Genomic DNA, 13,780 nt, shown 5'->3' on the forward strand with positions numbered 1-13,780 from the left:
CTGGTCATCATGCCGCGCCGAAGTCGGCGGCTACCGTGCCGATAATGCGATCGATCTGGCGAAGCGAGTGCACTGCGGTGAGGAATCGTCGGGTATCGGTCCGTGGTACGCGGTCATCCTGATCGCCAAAGTGCTGGCGGGTCAAGGTCTCAGCGGCATCGAGGTCGTCGGTCGCGGAGACGATCGTCGGCGTGTGGGCACCGTCGATGGCCGCGACTAGCGCGTCGATATTGCGCCGAGTCTGCGTTGCGGCCGACGTGAAGGCATTGGCAGGCGTAGCGGCCAGCTCGGGTGAGCCGGCCGGATTCCGGTACCGCTCGCTGCTCCGCGCCAGGCTGCGGCCGAAGTGATCGCATGCGGTGAATAGCCGCAGGCCGCGTCGAATGCTTCGGCGGCTGTTGATGCCGGCGACCCCAGCCACTAGTGGCTTAGCCGTAGCCCGGAACTGCTGCAGGTCTCGGTCGAGTTGACGCGCCCGCTCGGTCGGGCTCCCGCTCTCGTCGTCACCGAACATGGTCGCGGTGGTTGCCTCGATCAGTGCAGACAGGGTCGTCAAAAAGGCGCGGGTGTCGTCGCGGATGGCGGATCTGGTATTGGTCGGCAACACCAGGATGGCCACCGCCACGCCGATGACGGCGCCGAGTGCGGTCTCTTCGATTCGCAGCAATAGCACGTCGACCGAGAATTGGCCGAGCAGGCCGTACAGCAACGCCAGCATCGTGGTGATCCAAAAGGTCATCAGGCTGTAGGTGACCGCCATGAAATAGAAGGCGCAGAACAGGCATACGAAGATCGCGGCCAGCGAGGCCGTGGTGTTGCCGGAGAACAGCGTGGCCACCAGTACACCACAGGGCACGCCGACGATGGTGCCGAGCAACCGCTGCCAGCCCTTGGTGAGGGTTTCACCCCAGGAGTTGGTGCCAGCGAAGATCACAAACGCCGCGACCACCGCCCAGTACCAGCGGGCCGGCGACACCAACTCGCCGGTGACGATGGCTAAGGACGCGGCGACGGCCACTTGGATGGCCTGCCGGGTCGTTGGCCGCAAGCCGCCGCGGTGTTGCTCGGCGCCGCTGTCGGATGCGGCTGGCGGGGCGCTTGCTGCGCTTTCCGGGGTCCCGGTGGTCGCGCCCTCGACCATTGCCCGGATATCAGAAGTCGCGTTCGCCGCGTTGATGATCGCCAGGGCAAGGCGGCGGACGGCGGCGCTACCGGCGTCGCTGGCTGGGGTGTCGGCTTCGGTAGGGCTGGGCTGTTGGTCCAGCAGCCGTTGAGCCCGGTTCGCGGTCTGTCGAAGTCCATCGGGTTGCGGTAGCCGGATTGCCCGCGCGAGCTCTCGAAGCGTCCCGACCAGTTCGGCACGGCTGGCGGCAGCTATGTTCGAGGCGACGGCCGCGGCTCGTCGACCGGCGGTGTCGACCCATTCGATGGCAAGTTCGGCGTCGAACAACCAGGGGCTCAGTTGTTCGTCGGTGACTCCGGGCCACGGTGCGGCAGGGTCGGCTCTGTCTTCGATCTGGCTCTGCACCATGAGAGCGGTCTCGTTGAGCCGAACGATATGCGCCTGCATGCGGCGCCGGCGCCGTTCGTCGAGCCGGCCGGTACCGACCGCGTCGGCGGTGCCGTCGATCACAATCGCCATCCGCGCCCGCAGCGCCCGTAGGCTGGCTTCCAGCACACGTTCGGGTCGATCGGGCAGAACGTAGCTGCTCATCACGTACGTGCACATCGTGCCCACCACGATCGCCCCAATCATCCAGGGCAACTCCGACATACCGGCCCGCAGATACAAGGTGAAAAAGTAGGCCATGAACGCCACCATCCCCAGCGTCCTGCCGCGCGGCCCGAAGCGGCGGATGTAGGCGGCGGCGAACACGATAACCACGAAGACAACGTCGCTGACCACCTGGTGGGGTGCCAGCAGCGCTGCGGCGGCGATAGCAAGCGCGGCGGGCACGGGCAGCAGCGCCATCGTGATCCGTTGCTGGTGTGGGCTTGGCTCGTTGACGGATCGTGCCGCGATCATCGTGATAACGACGCCGAGCAAAGCGACGGTCAGCGGCTGCTTGGTCGCTCTCGTCAGAAAGTAAAGGATCACCAACGAGCAGGCCAGTGCGCCCGTCGTCCGGCTCGCCGTCCGTAGCCGCAGCAATCCGGGATCAGAGCCGATCGCCCAGTTTTGTGCGCGTTCGTAAAGAAGCATCACCGATGCGACACCCCCTTTCGAAACATGGATGACCCATTGCGCGGACGCATCTAGCTGAGGGATCGTCGATCTAGTAGGCGCGAATACGAGGTCAGGCGGTCGACGTGAATCAGACTAAGGTCACGGTGGTGGTGCGACCCGGCGCGGGGGACACGGTGGCCCTCCCCGGCTTCGGGGCGGTGTTCCAGTTATCCAGTGCCTAAAGGAATGGCCGGCCATGTGGATGTTCGGGCATACGCCGAGCTCAATGACTTCGTGGAAGCCGAGTCGCGTGGTGTGACCGTGCGTCGTCCGTTCCAGAGTCATCAGACGGTCAAGGATGTGCTGGAAGCGATGGGCATTCCGCATACCGAGGTCGACCTCATCCTGGTGAACGGCGATCCTGTCGAGTCTTGCCATCGGCCGACGGCCGGCGACCGCATCACCGCCTACCCGATGTTCGAGGCCCTCGACGTCGGGTCGACGGCCAGGCTGCGGCCGGTGCCGTTGCGTGACCCGCGGTTCGTTGTCGACGTGAACCTCGGTCGGCTGGCGCGCCTGCTGCGAATGCTCGGCCTCGACGTGTGGTGGTCAAATAACGCCGACGACACGACCCTGACCAACATCAGCCGCCAGCAGCAACGGATCCTGCTGACCCGCGACCGTGCCCTGTTGAAGCGTAGGGCGATCACGCATGGCCTATTCGTCCACTCCCAGCATCCCCAGGAGCAGACGGTCGAGGTGATCAGACGACTAGACCTACGGCAGCGGCTGGCGCCGTTGACGCGGTGCATCCGGTGCAATGGGACGTTGGCCGCGGTCACCAAAGATGAGGTGATTGACCAACTTGAGCCGTTGACCCGCCGGTACTACCAGGACTTCAGCCGTTGCCCAGCATGCGGTCGGATCTACTGGGCAGGGTCGCATCATGCACGGTTGGTCCGACTGGTCGAACGACTGCGCGACCAACTTGGCCCCGCCGAACGTGAAGCTAGCCGCACGTTCGAAACCGAGCGTGAAGCTGGCCGCACGCTCGGGGAAGGCTAATCGGCTGGAGTCAACCGGATGGCGGCCAGCTGCATGCGGTCCACCGCCTCGCCGAACTCCTCGAGTGTCGGAATTCGCTGCTCGCGGAATTTCAACCCCATCATCAGCTGTGCGCGCTTGACGCCGTAGTTCTGGGCGCACCGCAGGTACAGATCGGAGACCACCGCACGGTCTCGGATCAGCTCGCCCCGCATCGCGGTCGTCTTCCCGTCATAGACGACCTTGGCGACAGCGCCGCCACGGAAGTTCTGCTTCCAGAGCGCGCCGGTCAATGCATAGAGATCGTTGTCGATCAGGTGGGCGCTCACCGGAATTGAGAACTGCCGCCCTGTCTTTCGCCCAGTGAAGCTCAACATCATCAGCTGCTTGCGAGCAGGGCCCGCGAGCGGAGTGCGCAGCAGGGCGCCCAGAATCGGATTGACAATACGGAGTAATGCACTGGGCGGGTGTCCGACATCTATGGCATACGACTGTTCTGTCATGACAACACCGTACGACTCGAGCTTGCGACGTCAGTTGGGCAGCCCTTGTCGCGCAGGATCGGTGCGAACTCGGCGAGGGAACGCGCGGGGTGATGAGCCCACCCTCGGCGTGGTCCGGCTCGAACTGCTTGACTGACCGTGCAACGCCCCGATTGTGGGTCCCACACTCCATTTAACTCGGCGCACAGACGGTAGGGCGGCGGCGACGGACTGGTCGCCGAAGCATCGCCTTGCCTTATTGGTTCGCGAGGCTGATCGGGTCAGCTACGGGTCGACTGTCACGTCGAGCAGGAACGTTGTGCCGGAGGCGACGGTGGCCAAGGCGCGTTGCAGGGCTGGGCGCAGCATGCCCGATTTCTCGACACGTTCGCCCGCCCCGCCATAAGCTTCGGCGACTTTGACGTAGTCCGGTGTTGGTGAGATAACGTCGCCGACGAAATCGCGGTCGCGAACCGCGGCACTGTCTGGGAAGTAGCGCAGCATGTTCCACGTCTGCGACGCAAAGCCTCGGTTGTTGCACAGCACGATCAGCAACGGAACGTTGTACTCCTGGGCGAATCCGAGGGCGGCCGGGACGGGGTTGTAGTGCCAGGCTCCGTCGCCAAGGATTGACACGACAAGTTGGTGCGGGCGCGCGAGTTTGACGCCCAACGCGGTGCCCAGGCTGGTCCCGAGGGCTCCGGCCCAGCCGCGGTATTGTCGAATAGGCTTGCGCTCGAAGAGGAACTGAATCATCTGCGGCATTTGGGCGATGATCTCGTCGACGCAAATCGCATCGTCGGGCAGCGCGTCGTGTAGTTCTGCGAACAGCTTGGCTGCAGGCACGAAATCGTTTGCCTGCACACCGGATTGGCGGGCATCCTCGATGCCCTGGTCGCGAACGCTCTGCGTGTGACGGGCCCAGCGTGCAGCGGTTTGAGCGGCATTGGGTCGGGGCGATCGCTGCGCCAGGCTGGCGGCCAGCGTTTCAAGGTTGTGGGCGAGGTCTCCCGGAAGCGCGTGCGTGGTCGGGTAGCCCCAATACGCCGCCCGCGGACGCAGCGGGTCCTCGTCGGCATGAATGACGGCGCATCCCGGTCGTAGCGTTGGGCGCGGCGGATGCCAGGGCGCATTGCAGCCGGCCAACAGGATCGCGTCGGCGTCGCCCACCACGGCCTCCACCGGCCCCGCGCCGTAGAGCGGATGGCAGCGCGGGAAATTGTGGTAGGCGGGCGACATGAACTCGAAAACCGGCGCCGACACGGCTTCGGCAATGCGTACCAGGGCGTCGCGCTGTTCGTCCGTGCGGCCGCCATGCTCGGTGATGATGAGCGGACATTCGGCCTCGGCCAGAATCCGGGCGACGTGGTCAATCTGTTGTGGGGTGGCGACGACCGGCGCGGGCGCAACCCACGTCGGGATCTCGCCGTGGCCTTCGCCGATCAGCAGGTCGAACGGGATCTCCAGCACGGTCGGACCGCGCGGCACCGACTCGGCGACGAAGCGGGCGCGCCGTAGCTCGTAAACCAATTCGGAGGGGGTTCGCACCCGTTTGGACCATTTGACTACGGCTTCCGCGTTGCGGGCGGGCCCGACCAGGTCGACCAGCAGCGAGGGCCATTCGGGGCCAGGGTCGGTGGCGGGATCCTCGCCGTAGGTGAGCGTGTCGGGCGACAGTACGGTCATTGGGGTGCGTTCTTGCAGCGCGGTGTGCAGTCCCATGGAGCCGTTTTGAATTCCCAGCGACGACGGCAGAAAGACGACCTGGCTGCGGCCGGTGGCCTTGTAGTATCCGGAGGCCAGGTTGACCGCCAGGAGTTCGTGACGGCAGCGGAAGTAACGTGGCGTCGTGTTATCGACGCGGCGGGTCAGCGCCTCCCAGATTGGTGCCATGACGGCGATCGGAGAGGCGAAAACACAGTCCACGCCGTGTGCATTCAACTGATCCAACAGGACTTTGGCGCCGTTCTGGATTGCACGCATGTGTAGGTCCACTCTCGTCCGGCCCGACTTTCCGATCCCGAGAGGGTCAGGGAGTGATGGTCGTTTGGTGGTCGATGACGTTGGTGGCGTCCATCAGCGGGCCTGAATCGCTGTCGAGGGCGTCGGCGTTGAGCTGCAGCACGAACACCGCACCCTGGCTGGGAATCACCACCGTTTTCTGCGCGACCGCCCGCTTCTTGCCGTCTTTCGTGTAGGTACCACCTAGCTGCCACGCTTGGAAGCCGCCGAGCCTGGACGCGTTTCCGTCGCCGGAGCCCTGGTATCCGGGCAGATTCTGCAACTCGCCCGGAGCGTATTGCAGAATCTTCGCTTGGTCGACGTCGCCGGTGAGCTTGGAGACGAGCGCCACGATGGTGGGCGGATCCGAGGGATCGGTGGGCCGGGCCAAAACGATGCCGCCATAAGGCGCGTCGGCGCTTTCGTTGAGCAGCTGCCAACCCGAGGGCACCGGCAGATCGATGGTGGGGGAACCGGGATCGCCATGGTGGACCGGGGTTTCGGTGATGTGGTTGTCCCTGATGTAGTCGGCGATGGTGTACTTGGCGCCCGCGGCAGGTGCTGTGCTGGTGGCCGACGAGCTGGTGGATGTGGATGTTGACGCCTTGTTGCTCTGGTTGTCAGAGCCACAACCAACGAGCGCCAGGCTCAGCGCCACGGTTGTGATTGCCGCCGTGAAGTACCGCATCAATTGCATCTCCCCGAAAATGGGCCGGCACCTGCGCTGGCCGCGACGGAACTGACACTAGCCGAAATGGTGTGCAAGGTTGCTAAAGAACTTCCAAAGACCGAGGCAAGGCCGTGTAAAGAGCCCATGCCCGTGCCGAAAAGACTATCGTCTGCTGCGTGTATGGCTGGCTGCCGATCTGCGACCCGCCGCAGCCGCCGCACACCATCATCCGGCAGCTGCCGGAATCCGGCATGGTGAGGCAGCCATGACTGAGGCGGACCAGGTCGACTTCACCGATGTGCGGTGGGGCTCGGTGGAATGGACGAACCTGTGCACGCTGTACCTGCGGGCATACGAAAGCCGTTCGCCAGCACCGATTCTCGGAGACACGGCAGCAGGTGAGGCGGTGGACCGCATCGAATACGACTGGGCCCGCATGCGCCGCGCCATGCGGCCTGGGGTCAATCAGTACATGGTCACCATGCGCGCCAAACAGCTCGACGACTGGAGCACCAACTTCCTGCGTCGCCATCCGAACGCCGTGGTGCTGCACCTCGGCTGCGGCATGGACACCCGGGCGTTCCGGCTGCATCCACCCGAAACTGTGCAGTGGTTCGACGTCGATCAACCGAATGTGATCGCGTTGCGCCGCAAGCTCTACGACGACCGCGATGGCTACCGGATGATTGGCTCGTCAGTGACCGATGCGGCGTGGCTGGACGAGATACCCATTGGTCGTCCGATGCTGATGGTCGCCGAGGGGCTGGTCATGTATCTCACCGAGCCACAGGTGCGCGCGCTGCTGCAGCGCCTCACGGATCGGTTCGGCAGCGGCGAGCTCATTTTCGACACCGTATCGCCGATGGGGCCACGCCTGTCCAAGGTGCTCACCAAGGGCATCACCAAGTGGGGCATCCGTGATGCCCGCGACATTGAGCAATGGAACCCGCGGCTGCGCTGCCTGGAGCGGTCGCCAGCGGGGGCACTCCACGAACGTATCCCATCAACGCCGGTGCGGCTGCTGTGGCGGCTGGTCAACGCCACACCGGCCCGCAACTACAACGTGCTCAACCGCTTCGCTTGCTGAGTCACGCGCCTTATTAGGTCGTTTCCTGGGACGCTGCCCGCCCGCAAGCGCCCTCGATCTCTGTGGAATCCCTCTCGAAACACCCACGGGAATAGGCGGTTATGCAGTAAGAGACAACTATGCGGTCACACAGGGCCCTAGTAGCGTTGGTGTCGGCGATGGGCGTCTTCGTGACGTTCATTGCGCTGGCCCCGCCCATTGGTTACGACGGTGAGCCCGGGTTTATCGCGAACCCAGCCGACTACGTCGACACGCTCAACGGCACCGGGACTGGCGGTGAGACGGTCGGGGAGATCAACAACTTCCCCGGCGCTGCTGTGCCGTTCGGAATGGTGCAGTACTCACCAGACACCACGAATGACTACGCCGGCTACGACTACGGCAACTCTCGCGTCACCGGATTCAGCATGACCCACGCCTCGGTGGGTTGTCCGGCTTTCGGTGACATTGCCATGCTGCCGACCACCACCCCGATCGGCGCGTGGCCCTGGAACGCCTGGGAAAGGATCGCCCACGACGACACCGAGGTGGGTGTTCCCGGCTACTACACGGTGCGGTTCCCCGGCACCGGAGTAATCGCGGAACTCACCGCTACCACTCGCACCGGCGTCGGCCGGTTCAGCTATCCGCGTGACGGTCGGCCTGCCCTGGTTCACGTTCGGTCCGGCGCATCGTTCGCGGGCAACTCGCGCGCGACCATCCAGCTTGGCCAGGACAACGCCACGATTACCGGATGGGCAACCAGCGGCGGATTCTGCGGCAAGAACAACACCTACACGGTGTATTTCGCGATGAAGTTCAGCCAGCCGTTCCTCTCGTACGGCACTTGGGACGGCTACACGGTGCACGCCGGCACCCGCGGCGCGGCTTCGCCCTTCAGCGGCGGGTATGTAGAGTTCCCCACCGGCTCGGTGCTCGAGGTACGGACTGCGATTTCCTATGTCAGTGTCGACGGAGCGCGGGCAAACCTGGCGGCCGAGGGCAAAGCGAGCTTCGATGACGTCCGCGCTGCGGCGTCATCGGAGTGGAACAGCATGTTGTCGCGTATCACGGTGGCTGGCGCAAATGAAGCCAATCTGCAGACCTTCTACACGTCTTTCTACCGCTCGCTGCTGCACCCCAACACCTTCAACGACGCGGATGGACGCTACATCGGTTTCGATGGCTTCATCCACACCGTGGCCGGCGGGCGGACCCAGTACACCAACTTCTCCGACTGGGACACATATCGGTGCCTGGCAGCTTTACAGGGCCTGCTTTTCCCGAAGCAAGCCAGCGACATGGCCCAATCGCTCGTCAACGATGCCGAGCAAGGCGGAGCTTATCCGCGTTGGGCAATCGCGAATTCCGCGACAGGCGAGATGAGCGGAGACAACGTAGTACCGCTCATCGTGAACCTGTATTCCTACGGAGCTAAGGACTTCGACCTCAAAGCGGCGCTGCACTACATGGTGAACGCGGCGACCGCAGGCGGTGTTGGGCGGGGCGGCTACGTGGAGCGGCCGGGCATCGCCACCTATCTGCGATTGGGTTACGCACCCCAGACGGCTGAGTTCGGCGCCGGCGCCTCGATCACGCTGGAGTGGTCGGTTGACGACTTCGCTATCGCACGGTTCGCCGACTCGCTCGGCGACACAGCGACCGCGGCCGAATTCCAAAGCCGGGCGCAGTACTGGCAGAACCTGTTTAACCCCAGCACGGGTTACATCTCACCCCGCAGCCTGAACGGATTCTTCCGCGACGGCCCTGGATTCGTAGAATCCTCATCGGGATTCGGCCAGGACGGATTCGACGAAGGCAACGCCGAGCAATACCTTTGGTGGGTGCCGCATAATGTCGCCGGTCTGGTGACCGCTCTTGGCGGTCGCCGTGCGGTGGCGCGCCGACTCGACCGCTTCACGGAAAAGCTCAATGTGGGCCCCAACGAGCCCTATCTTTGGGCCGGTAACGAACCAGGATTCGGGGTGCCGTGGCTATACAACTACATCGGTCAACCATGGAAGACTCAGCAGACGGTGGACCGGGTGCGCGGACTATTCGGTCCCGCTCCCGATGGCGAGCCGGGCAACGACGACCTCGGCGCGCTGTCCAGCTGGTACGTTTGGGCTGCCCTCGGCCTGTACCCGAGCACCCCTGGGACTGCAATCCTCACCGTGAACACGCCGCTCTTCGACCGAGCCCTCATCACGGTGCCGGGAGGAAAATCCATCCGGATCTCCGCCCCGGGCGCATCGGCGCCCCGCCGGCTGCGCTACATCAGCGGCCTGCGCATCGACGGTCAGGCCACTGATCAAACGTCTCTTCCGGAGTCGATCATCCGCACTGGCGGCGATCTCACGTTTTCCCTCTCCGCGTACCCCAACACGCGCTGGGGCACTGCCGAATCCGCTGCGCCGCCGTCCTTCGGTGCGAGCAGCTCGGCTGTGACCGTTAACGTCTCGCACCCCATCGTGACGATCCCGCCGGGCGGAACTGGGACCGTCAATGTTGATGCTCAACGTATGATCGACGGCGTCAGCGACTACACCATCACTGGCACGTCTTCTAACCCCGCAGTTACAGCCGCGCCTGCGTCCGGACGCTTTGCCTCCGACGGATCGGCAACCGTGCCGGTGGCAATCACGGTGGCGCTGTCCGTGCCCGCGCAGTACTGCCTGGTCTATCTCGCCATCACGGTCGGAGAGAGCATCAGGAGGTCGACCGTGATGGTTATTGCTGAGGTCGAAACCGACGAACCCTGACTGGCCTCAGATCATCTCCTTCTCGGTTAGCCACCGCATCACCAGCCAGCCGATGAAGACGGGTAACCAGCACGTGAGCACCCGGTACAGCAGTACCGACGGCACGCCGATGGCCGCAGGCACGGCGAAGGCGGCCAGTCCGCCGATCAGTGCCGCTTCGACAGCCCCGACTCCACCGGGCGTCGGGGCGGCGGAGGCGAGGGTGCCGCCGACCATTGTCACCACGGTGACAGTGACGAATGTCGCGCCGCCACCGAATGCTTCGATGCTGGCCCAGAGCGCTAACGCTGCGCCGAGAGTTGTTCCGGTACAACCAAGTATGATCAGCGCCAATCGTTGCGGTTCACGGACAAGCTCGACGAGGTCGCTGGTAACCTCCTTGAGTTTGGGGCGCACCGCCGTTGCTAGCCAGCGCCGCAGTTTGGGCACGAACAGAAACGCGCCGACGATACCGAGCGCCACACCGGCGATCAGGTACAGCACAGTTGCATTCGGGACGAAGTGCGACAGGTCGGTGGACGCGCCCGCAATGGTGCTGAACAAGATCAGCAACACAACGTGGACGATCACCTGCATGGCTTGCTGCAGCGCCACCGCGGCGGTGGCTCGCAGTGTGGAAAGACCGCCCTTCTGCAAGAACCGGGTGCTGAGCGCGAGCCCGCCGACTCCGGCCGGCGTGGTGGTTGCCGCAAAAGTATTGGCCACCTGCACGATTGATAGCTTCCAGAAGCTGATCGATCCGTCGGTGCAGGCCCACAACGCCGCTGCCGCACCAACATACGTCAGCGCCGACACCGCTAATCCCAGTAGCGCCCACGACCAGTTCGCGTTTCGGAGTTCTGAAAAGAAGGTCGGCACGGCGCTGATAAAGGGATAGGCGACATAGACCAGTGCGCCGAGCAGCACCAGTTGAATAATTTGGCTGCGAGTGAACCGGGTGATCGTCTCGGCTTTGATCTGGTCGGCACCCGTTTGGCGCATCACCTCGGCGCGGGCGCTGGAGATGGCGGCGCCCGGGTCGGGCACTGATTCGCGAATTTTAGCTGGCACAGCGGCTTTAGTGAGTCGGCGCGACGCGGTCAGGACCGCGTCCTTACCAAATGCGTCGATCGCTGCAGCTACCGCCGACTTTGCGTCATACAGCGCTGATGTCGTCACCAGAAGTTGAGCGAGGTCGGATTGGAGTTGAGCGTCGGTGGCGCCGTATTCGGCGCTGCCGAACCCGCCGAAAAGAACGGTGCCGTTACAGACCGTGATTTCCGCGCTGCGCAGGTTCCCGTGCGAGATTTGGTGATTCTGCAACGTTCGTAGTGATTCCCACACGCGGGCAACCGGTGTCGTCGTTGCGCATTTGTTGAGAGGGATTGCGCCAACGGGACGGTGTGCGTACAACATCCATCCCCGGTCGAGCGGGGCGACGGCGATCGTCGACGTGTTGGCGACGCCCGCATTACCGATGGCAATGGCCATCAACGCGCGATGCTCGACGGCGCGGCGCATGGAAGCCACTAAGGGCGCGGTTTCGGTACCGCGCAGCCGCGCCTTCCGCCAGAGCTGGCGCACTGCGCCGCCGCTGCGTTGATGCGGGCCGTACAACTCGATCACCGCCTTGATCGGCTCCCCAGCATCGGGACACTGGGATGCGGCCGATAAGACGAGTGGCCCAGGTCCGGCCGGCCGGACCACCGTGAGCCCGGAGACCACGAACCCGTGTTTGGCCATCGCGCGAATCGCGCCATCCAGCGGCACCTCCAGCGCCGGAGTGCCGACCACCAGGACCACCAACGCGCCGACGACCCATCCGACCGCCAGCCCCAGCAACGAGCGGTCCGGCACCACGGCGCTGACGAACAGGTGGATCGGCACGAAGGCCAGCAGCAGCGCCCACCACCAGTGTCGCCAGCGTGCGGGCAGCCAGGGACCCGACACGGTGAGCACCGCCGCGAGCATGGCGATCCACCGCGGGTCATCCAGGAACTGGGCGGGCAGCGTGCTGAGCCGGTCCGAGATGTCGAAGTGCCAGCGGAGCCCGACGATGCGGTTAGCACTGATCGACAGCGGGAGAACGGCGATCAGCCCGGCGGCCGCGTATGCGCTGAGCAGTTTCCATTGCCGCGCGACGATCAGGCCGATCAGGATCGCGAAGGGCAACGCCACAATCGCCAAGCCGTACGCCAAATACACCGCATCGGACTGAGTGGGCGACAAGACCCCGACGATCTGGGAGATGGATCTTTCGAGCGCGATCCATCTCGGGCGGGTAATCAGTGAACTCGTGATCACCGCCGCGAGGAAGACGGCCGCCAGGACGAGCCGGATGATGTCGTTGGTCCGGCGGGTTAGCGGTTGCAGCAGGCTGCCGGAAACGGTGATGTCGCGCCCGTCCACTCGCATAGTGCACATCACCGCCTCGTCGACAATTTAGCCTGCGTGACCCCAATTCCAGGCAAGGATGCGCCCTAAGGGCCGGGCCGTTGCGGCTCAGCGCGCGTAAGGTCGATACATAGATGTGCTAGCGAATTGGAGGACACGAGCGTGCCGAGAACCGACAACGACACCTGGGGGATCACCGAGAGTGTGGGTGCGACGGCGCTGGGCGTCGCGGCGGCCCGCGCCGCGGAAACCGAGAGCGAGGCCCCGCTGATCAGCGATCCGTTCGCGCGGGTGTTCCTCGACGCCGCCGGAGACGGCATGTGGAACTGGTTTGCGGTGCCCAACCTGCCAGCCGAGATCGTCGAGGCTGAACCCGACCTGAAGCCGCGGATGCAGCGAATGGTCGACTACATGGCCGCCCGGACAGCGTTTTTCGACCAGTTCTTCCTCGACGCCACCCGCGCGGACGTGCGCCAGGTGGTGATTTTGGCGGCCGGTTTGGATTCGCGGGCTTGGCGGCTGCCCTGGCCGGACGGTACCGCGGTTTACGAGCTCGACCAGCCTCGAGTGCTGGAATTCAAGTCATCGACGTTACGGGACAACGGGGCGGAGCCGACGTGCAACCTGGTTCATGTTCCGATCGACCTGCGTCATGACTGGCCGGAGGCGTTGCAGCGGGCCGGGTTCGACGCCTCGGCGCCCAGCGTCTGGTCCGCCGAGGGGCTGTTGCCGTTTTTGCCGGCGGCTGCCCAAGAGTTGCTTTTCGAACGCGTCCAGGCGCTTGGCAGCGCCGGCAGCCGGATCGCCGTAGAGGCGCCCGGCCCGGGCTTCCTTGCCCCCGATGCCCTTGCGAAGCAGCGCGAGACGATGCAGCGGGTGCGCGACCTGATGGCCAAGCTGGAGCCGGAACGCGACATCCCCGACGTCCACGATCTCTGGTACTTCGAGGAGCGCGACGACGTCGGCGACTGGTTGGCTAGCCACGGCTGGGAGGTGACGGTGACGCCGGCCGAGGAGCTGATGGCCGGCTACGGTCGCCAACTCGCGCAGGACATTGAAGATGCCGCCCCGCAGACGTTGTTTGTGTCGGCCGAGCGGGTTGGGGAGTGAGTCGGCAATGAGCACGGTTCTTCACTGATGCCACTGGTAGGTATCCGCCAGGCGGTGATTCTGGCGGCGGGCTTTGACCCGTCGGCTGCCGTGGAGGCGCAGGTC

The 13,780-nt window shown here is 64.6% G+C and carries 9 protein-coding genes; 4 read left to right on the top strand and 5 right to left on the bottom strand.

What is annotated here, in order from left to right; genetic code table 11:
- Nucleotides 1-7: 7 nt before the first annotated feature.
- A complete protein-coding gene (locus B586_RS03230; protein ID WP_054880699.1) occupies nt 8-2,203 on the bottom strand; it encodes an FUSC family protein in 2,196 nt (731 codons plus the stop codon).
- 210 nt (nt 2,204-2,413) lie between these two features.
- Between B586_RS03230 and B586_RS03235 the strand changes: the two genes are divergently transcribed.
- Nucleotides 2,414-3,232 (top strand): Mut7-C RNAse domain-containing protein, encoded by an 819-nt coding sequence (locus B586_RS03235; RefSeq protein ID WP_082607491.1) that lies wholly within the window; start codon nt 2,414-2,416, stop codon nt 3,230-3,232.
- Here B586_RS03235 and B586_RS03240 read toward each other — a convergent pair.
- The 3 genes from B586_RS03240 to lpqN all read right to left on the bottom strand — a co-directional run bounded on the left by B586_RS03240 (nt 3,229) and on the right by lpqN (nt 6,382).
- Nucleotides 3,229-3,714 (bottom strand): hypothetical protein, encoded by a 486-nt coding sequence (locus tag B586_RS03240; protein WP_054880698.1) that lies wholly within the window; start codon nt 3,712-3,714, stop codon nt 3,229-3,231. The genes B586_RS03235 and B586_RS03240 overlap by 4 nt on opposite strands.
- A gap of 264 nt (nt 3,715-3,978) precedes the next feature.
- Nucleotides 3,979-5,676, bottom strand: a complete 1,698-nt coding sequence (locus B586_RS03245; protein ID WP_054880697.1) for a thiamine pyrophosphate-binding protein — start codon at nt 5,674-5,676, stop codon at nt 3,979-3,981.
- 46 nt (nt 5,677-5,722) lie between these two features.
- Nucleotides 5,723-6,382, bottom strand: coding sequence for an envelope biogenesis lipoprotein LpqN (gene lpqN, locus B586_RS03250; RefSeq protein ID WP_047313781.1), 660 nt, complete (start codon nt 6,380-6,382; stop codon nt 5,723-5,725).
- A 247-nt stretch (nt 6,383-6,629) separates the two neighbouring features.
- On the opposite strand from lpqN, the gene B586_RS03255 reads away from it, so the two are divergent.
- Both B586_RS03255 and B586_RS03260 read left to right on the top strand, forming a co-directional pair.
- On the top strand, nt 6,630-7,451 hold the full coding sequence (locus B586_RS03255) for a class I SAM-dependent methyltransferase (protein WP_054880696.1): 822 nt from the start codon (nt 6,630-6,632) through the stop codon (nt 7,449-7,451).
- Between the two features lie 119 nt (nt 7,452-7,570).
- The gene (locus B586_RS03260) at nt 7,571-10,192 is read left to right on the top strand and encodes a GH92 family glycosyl hydrolase (RefSeq protein ID WP_054880695.1); all 2,622 of its coding nucleotides are present in this window, start codon (nt 7,571-7,573) and stop codon (nt 10,190-10,192) included.
- A 6-nt stretch (nt 10,193-10,198) separates the two neighbouring features.
- Here B586_RS03260 and B586_RS03265 read toward each other — a convergent pair whose 3' ends face one another.
- The gene (locus tag B586_RS03265) at nt 10,199-12,586 is read right to left on the bottom strand and encodes a lysylphosphatidylglycerol synthase transmembrane domain-containing protein (protein WP_054880694.1); all 2,388 of its coding nucleotides are present in this window, start codon (nt 12,584-12,586) and stop codon (nt 10,199-10,201) included.
- Between the two features lie 141 nt (nt 12,587-12,727).
- Between B586_RS03265 and B586_RS03270 the strand changes: the two genes are divergently transcribed.
- The gene (locus B586_RS03270; RefSeq protein WP_054880693.1) at nt 12,728-13,675 is read left to right on the top strand and encodes a class I SAM-dependent methyltransferase; all 948 of its coding nucleotides are present in this window, start codon (nt 12,728-12,730) and stop codon (nt 13,673-13,675) included.
- Nucleotides 13,676-13,780: the final 105 nt, after the last annotated feature.

It is taken from the genome of Mycobacterium haemophilum DSM 44634, assembly GCF_000340435.2.
In the GTDB taxonomy this organism is placed as follows: Bacteria; Actinomycetota; Actinomycetes; order Mycobacteriales; family Mycobacteriaceae; genus Mycobacterium; species Mycobacterium haemophilum.

What these genes read in the sequence shown, in the direction of transcription:
- B586_RS03255 (WP_054880696.1), top strand. Translation starts at nt 6,630, where the DNA reads ATGACTGAGGCGGACCAGGTCGACTTCACCGATGTGCGGTGGGGCTCG.
- B586_RS03245 (WP_054880697.1), bottom strand. Translation starts at nt 5,676, where the DNA reads ATGCGTGCAATCCAGAACGGCGCCAAAGTCCTGTTGGATCAGTTGAAT.
- B586_RS03265 (WP_054880694.1), bottom strand. Translation starts at nt 12,586, where the DNA reads ATGCGAGTGGACGGGCGCGACATCACCGTTTCCGGCAGCCTGCTGCAA.
- B586_RS03260 (WP_054880695.1), top strand. Translation starts at nt 7,571, where the DNA reads ATGCGGTCACACAGGGCCCTAGTAGCGTTGGTGTCGGCGATGGGCGTC.
- B586_RS03240 (WP_054880698.1), bottom strand. Translation starts at nt 3,714, where the DNA reads ATGACAGAACAGTCGTATGCCATAGATGTCGGACACCCGCCCAGTGCA.
- lpqN (WP_047313781.1), bottom strand. Translation starts at nt 6,382, where the DNA reads ATGCGGTACTTCACGGCGGCAATCACAACCGTGGCGCTGAGCCTGGCG.
- B586_RS03230 (WP_054880699.1), bottom strand. Translation starts at nt 2,203, where the DNA reads ATGCTTCTTTACGAACGCGCACAAAACTGGGCGATCGGCTCTGATCCC.
- B586_RS03235 (WP_082607491.1), top strand. Translation starts at nt 2,414, where the DNA reads ATGGCCGGCCATGTGGATGTTCGGGCATACGCCGAGCTCAATGACTTC.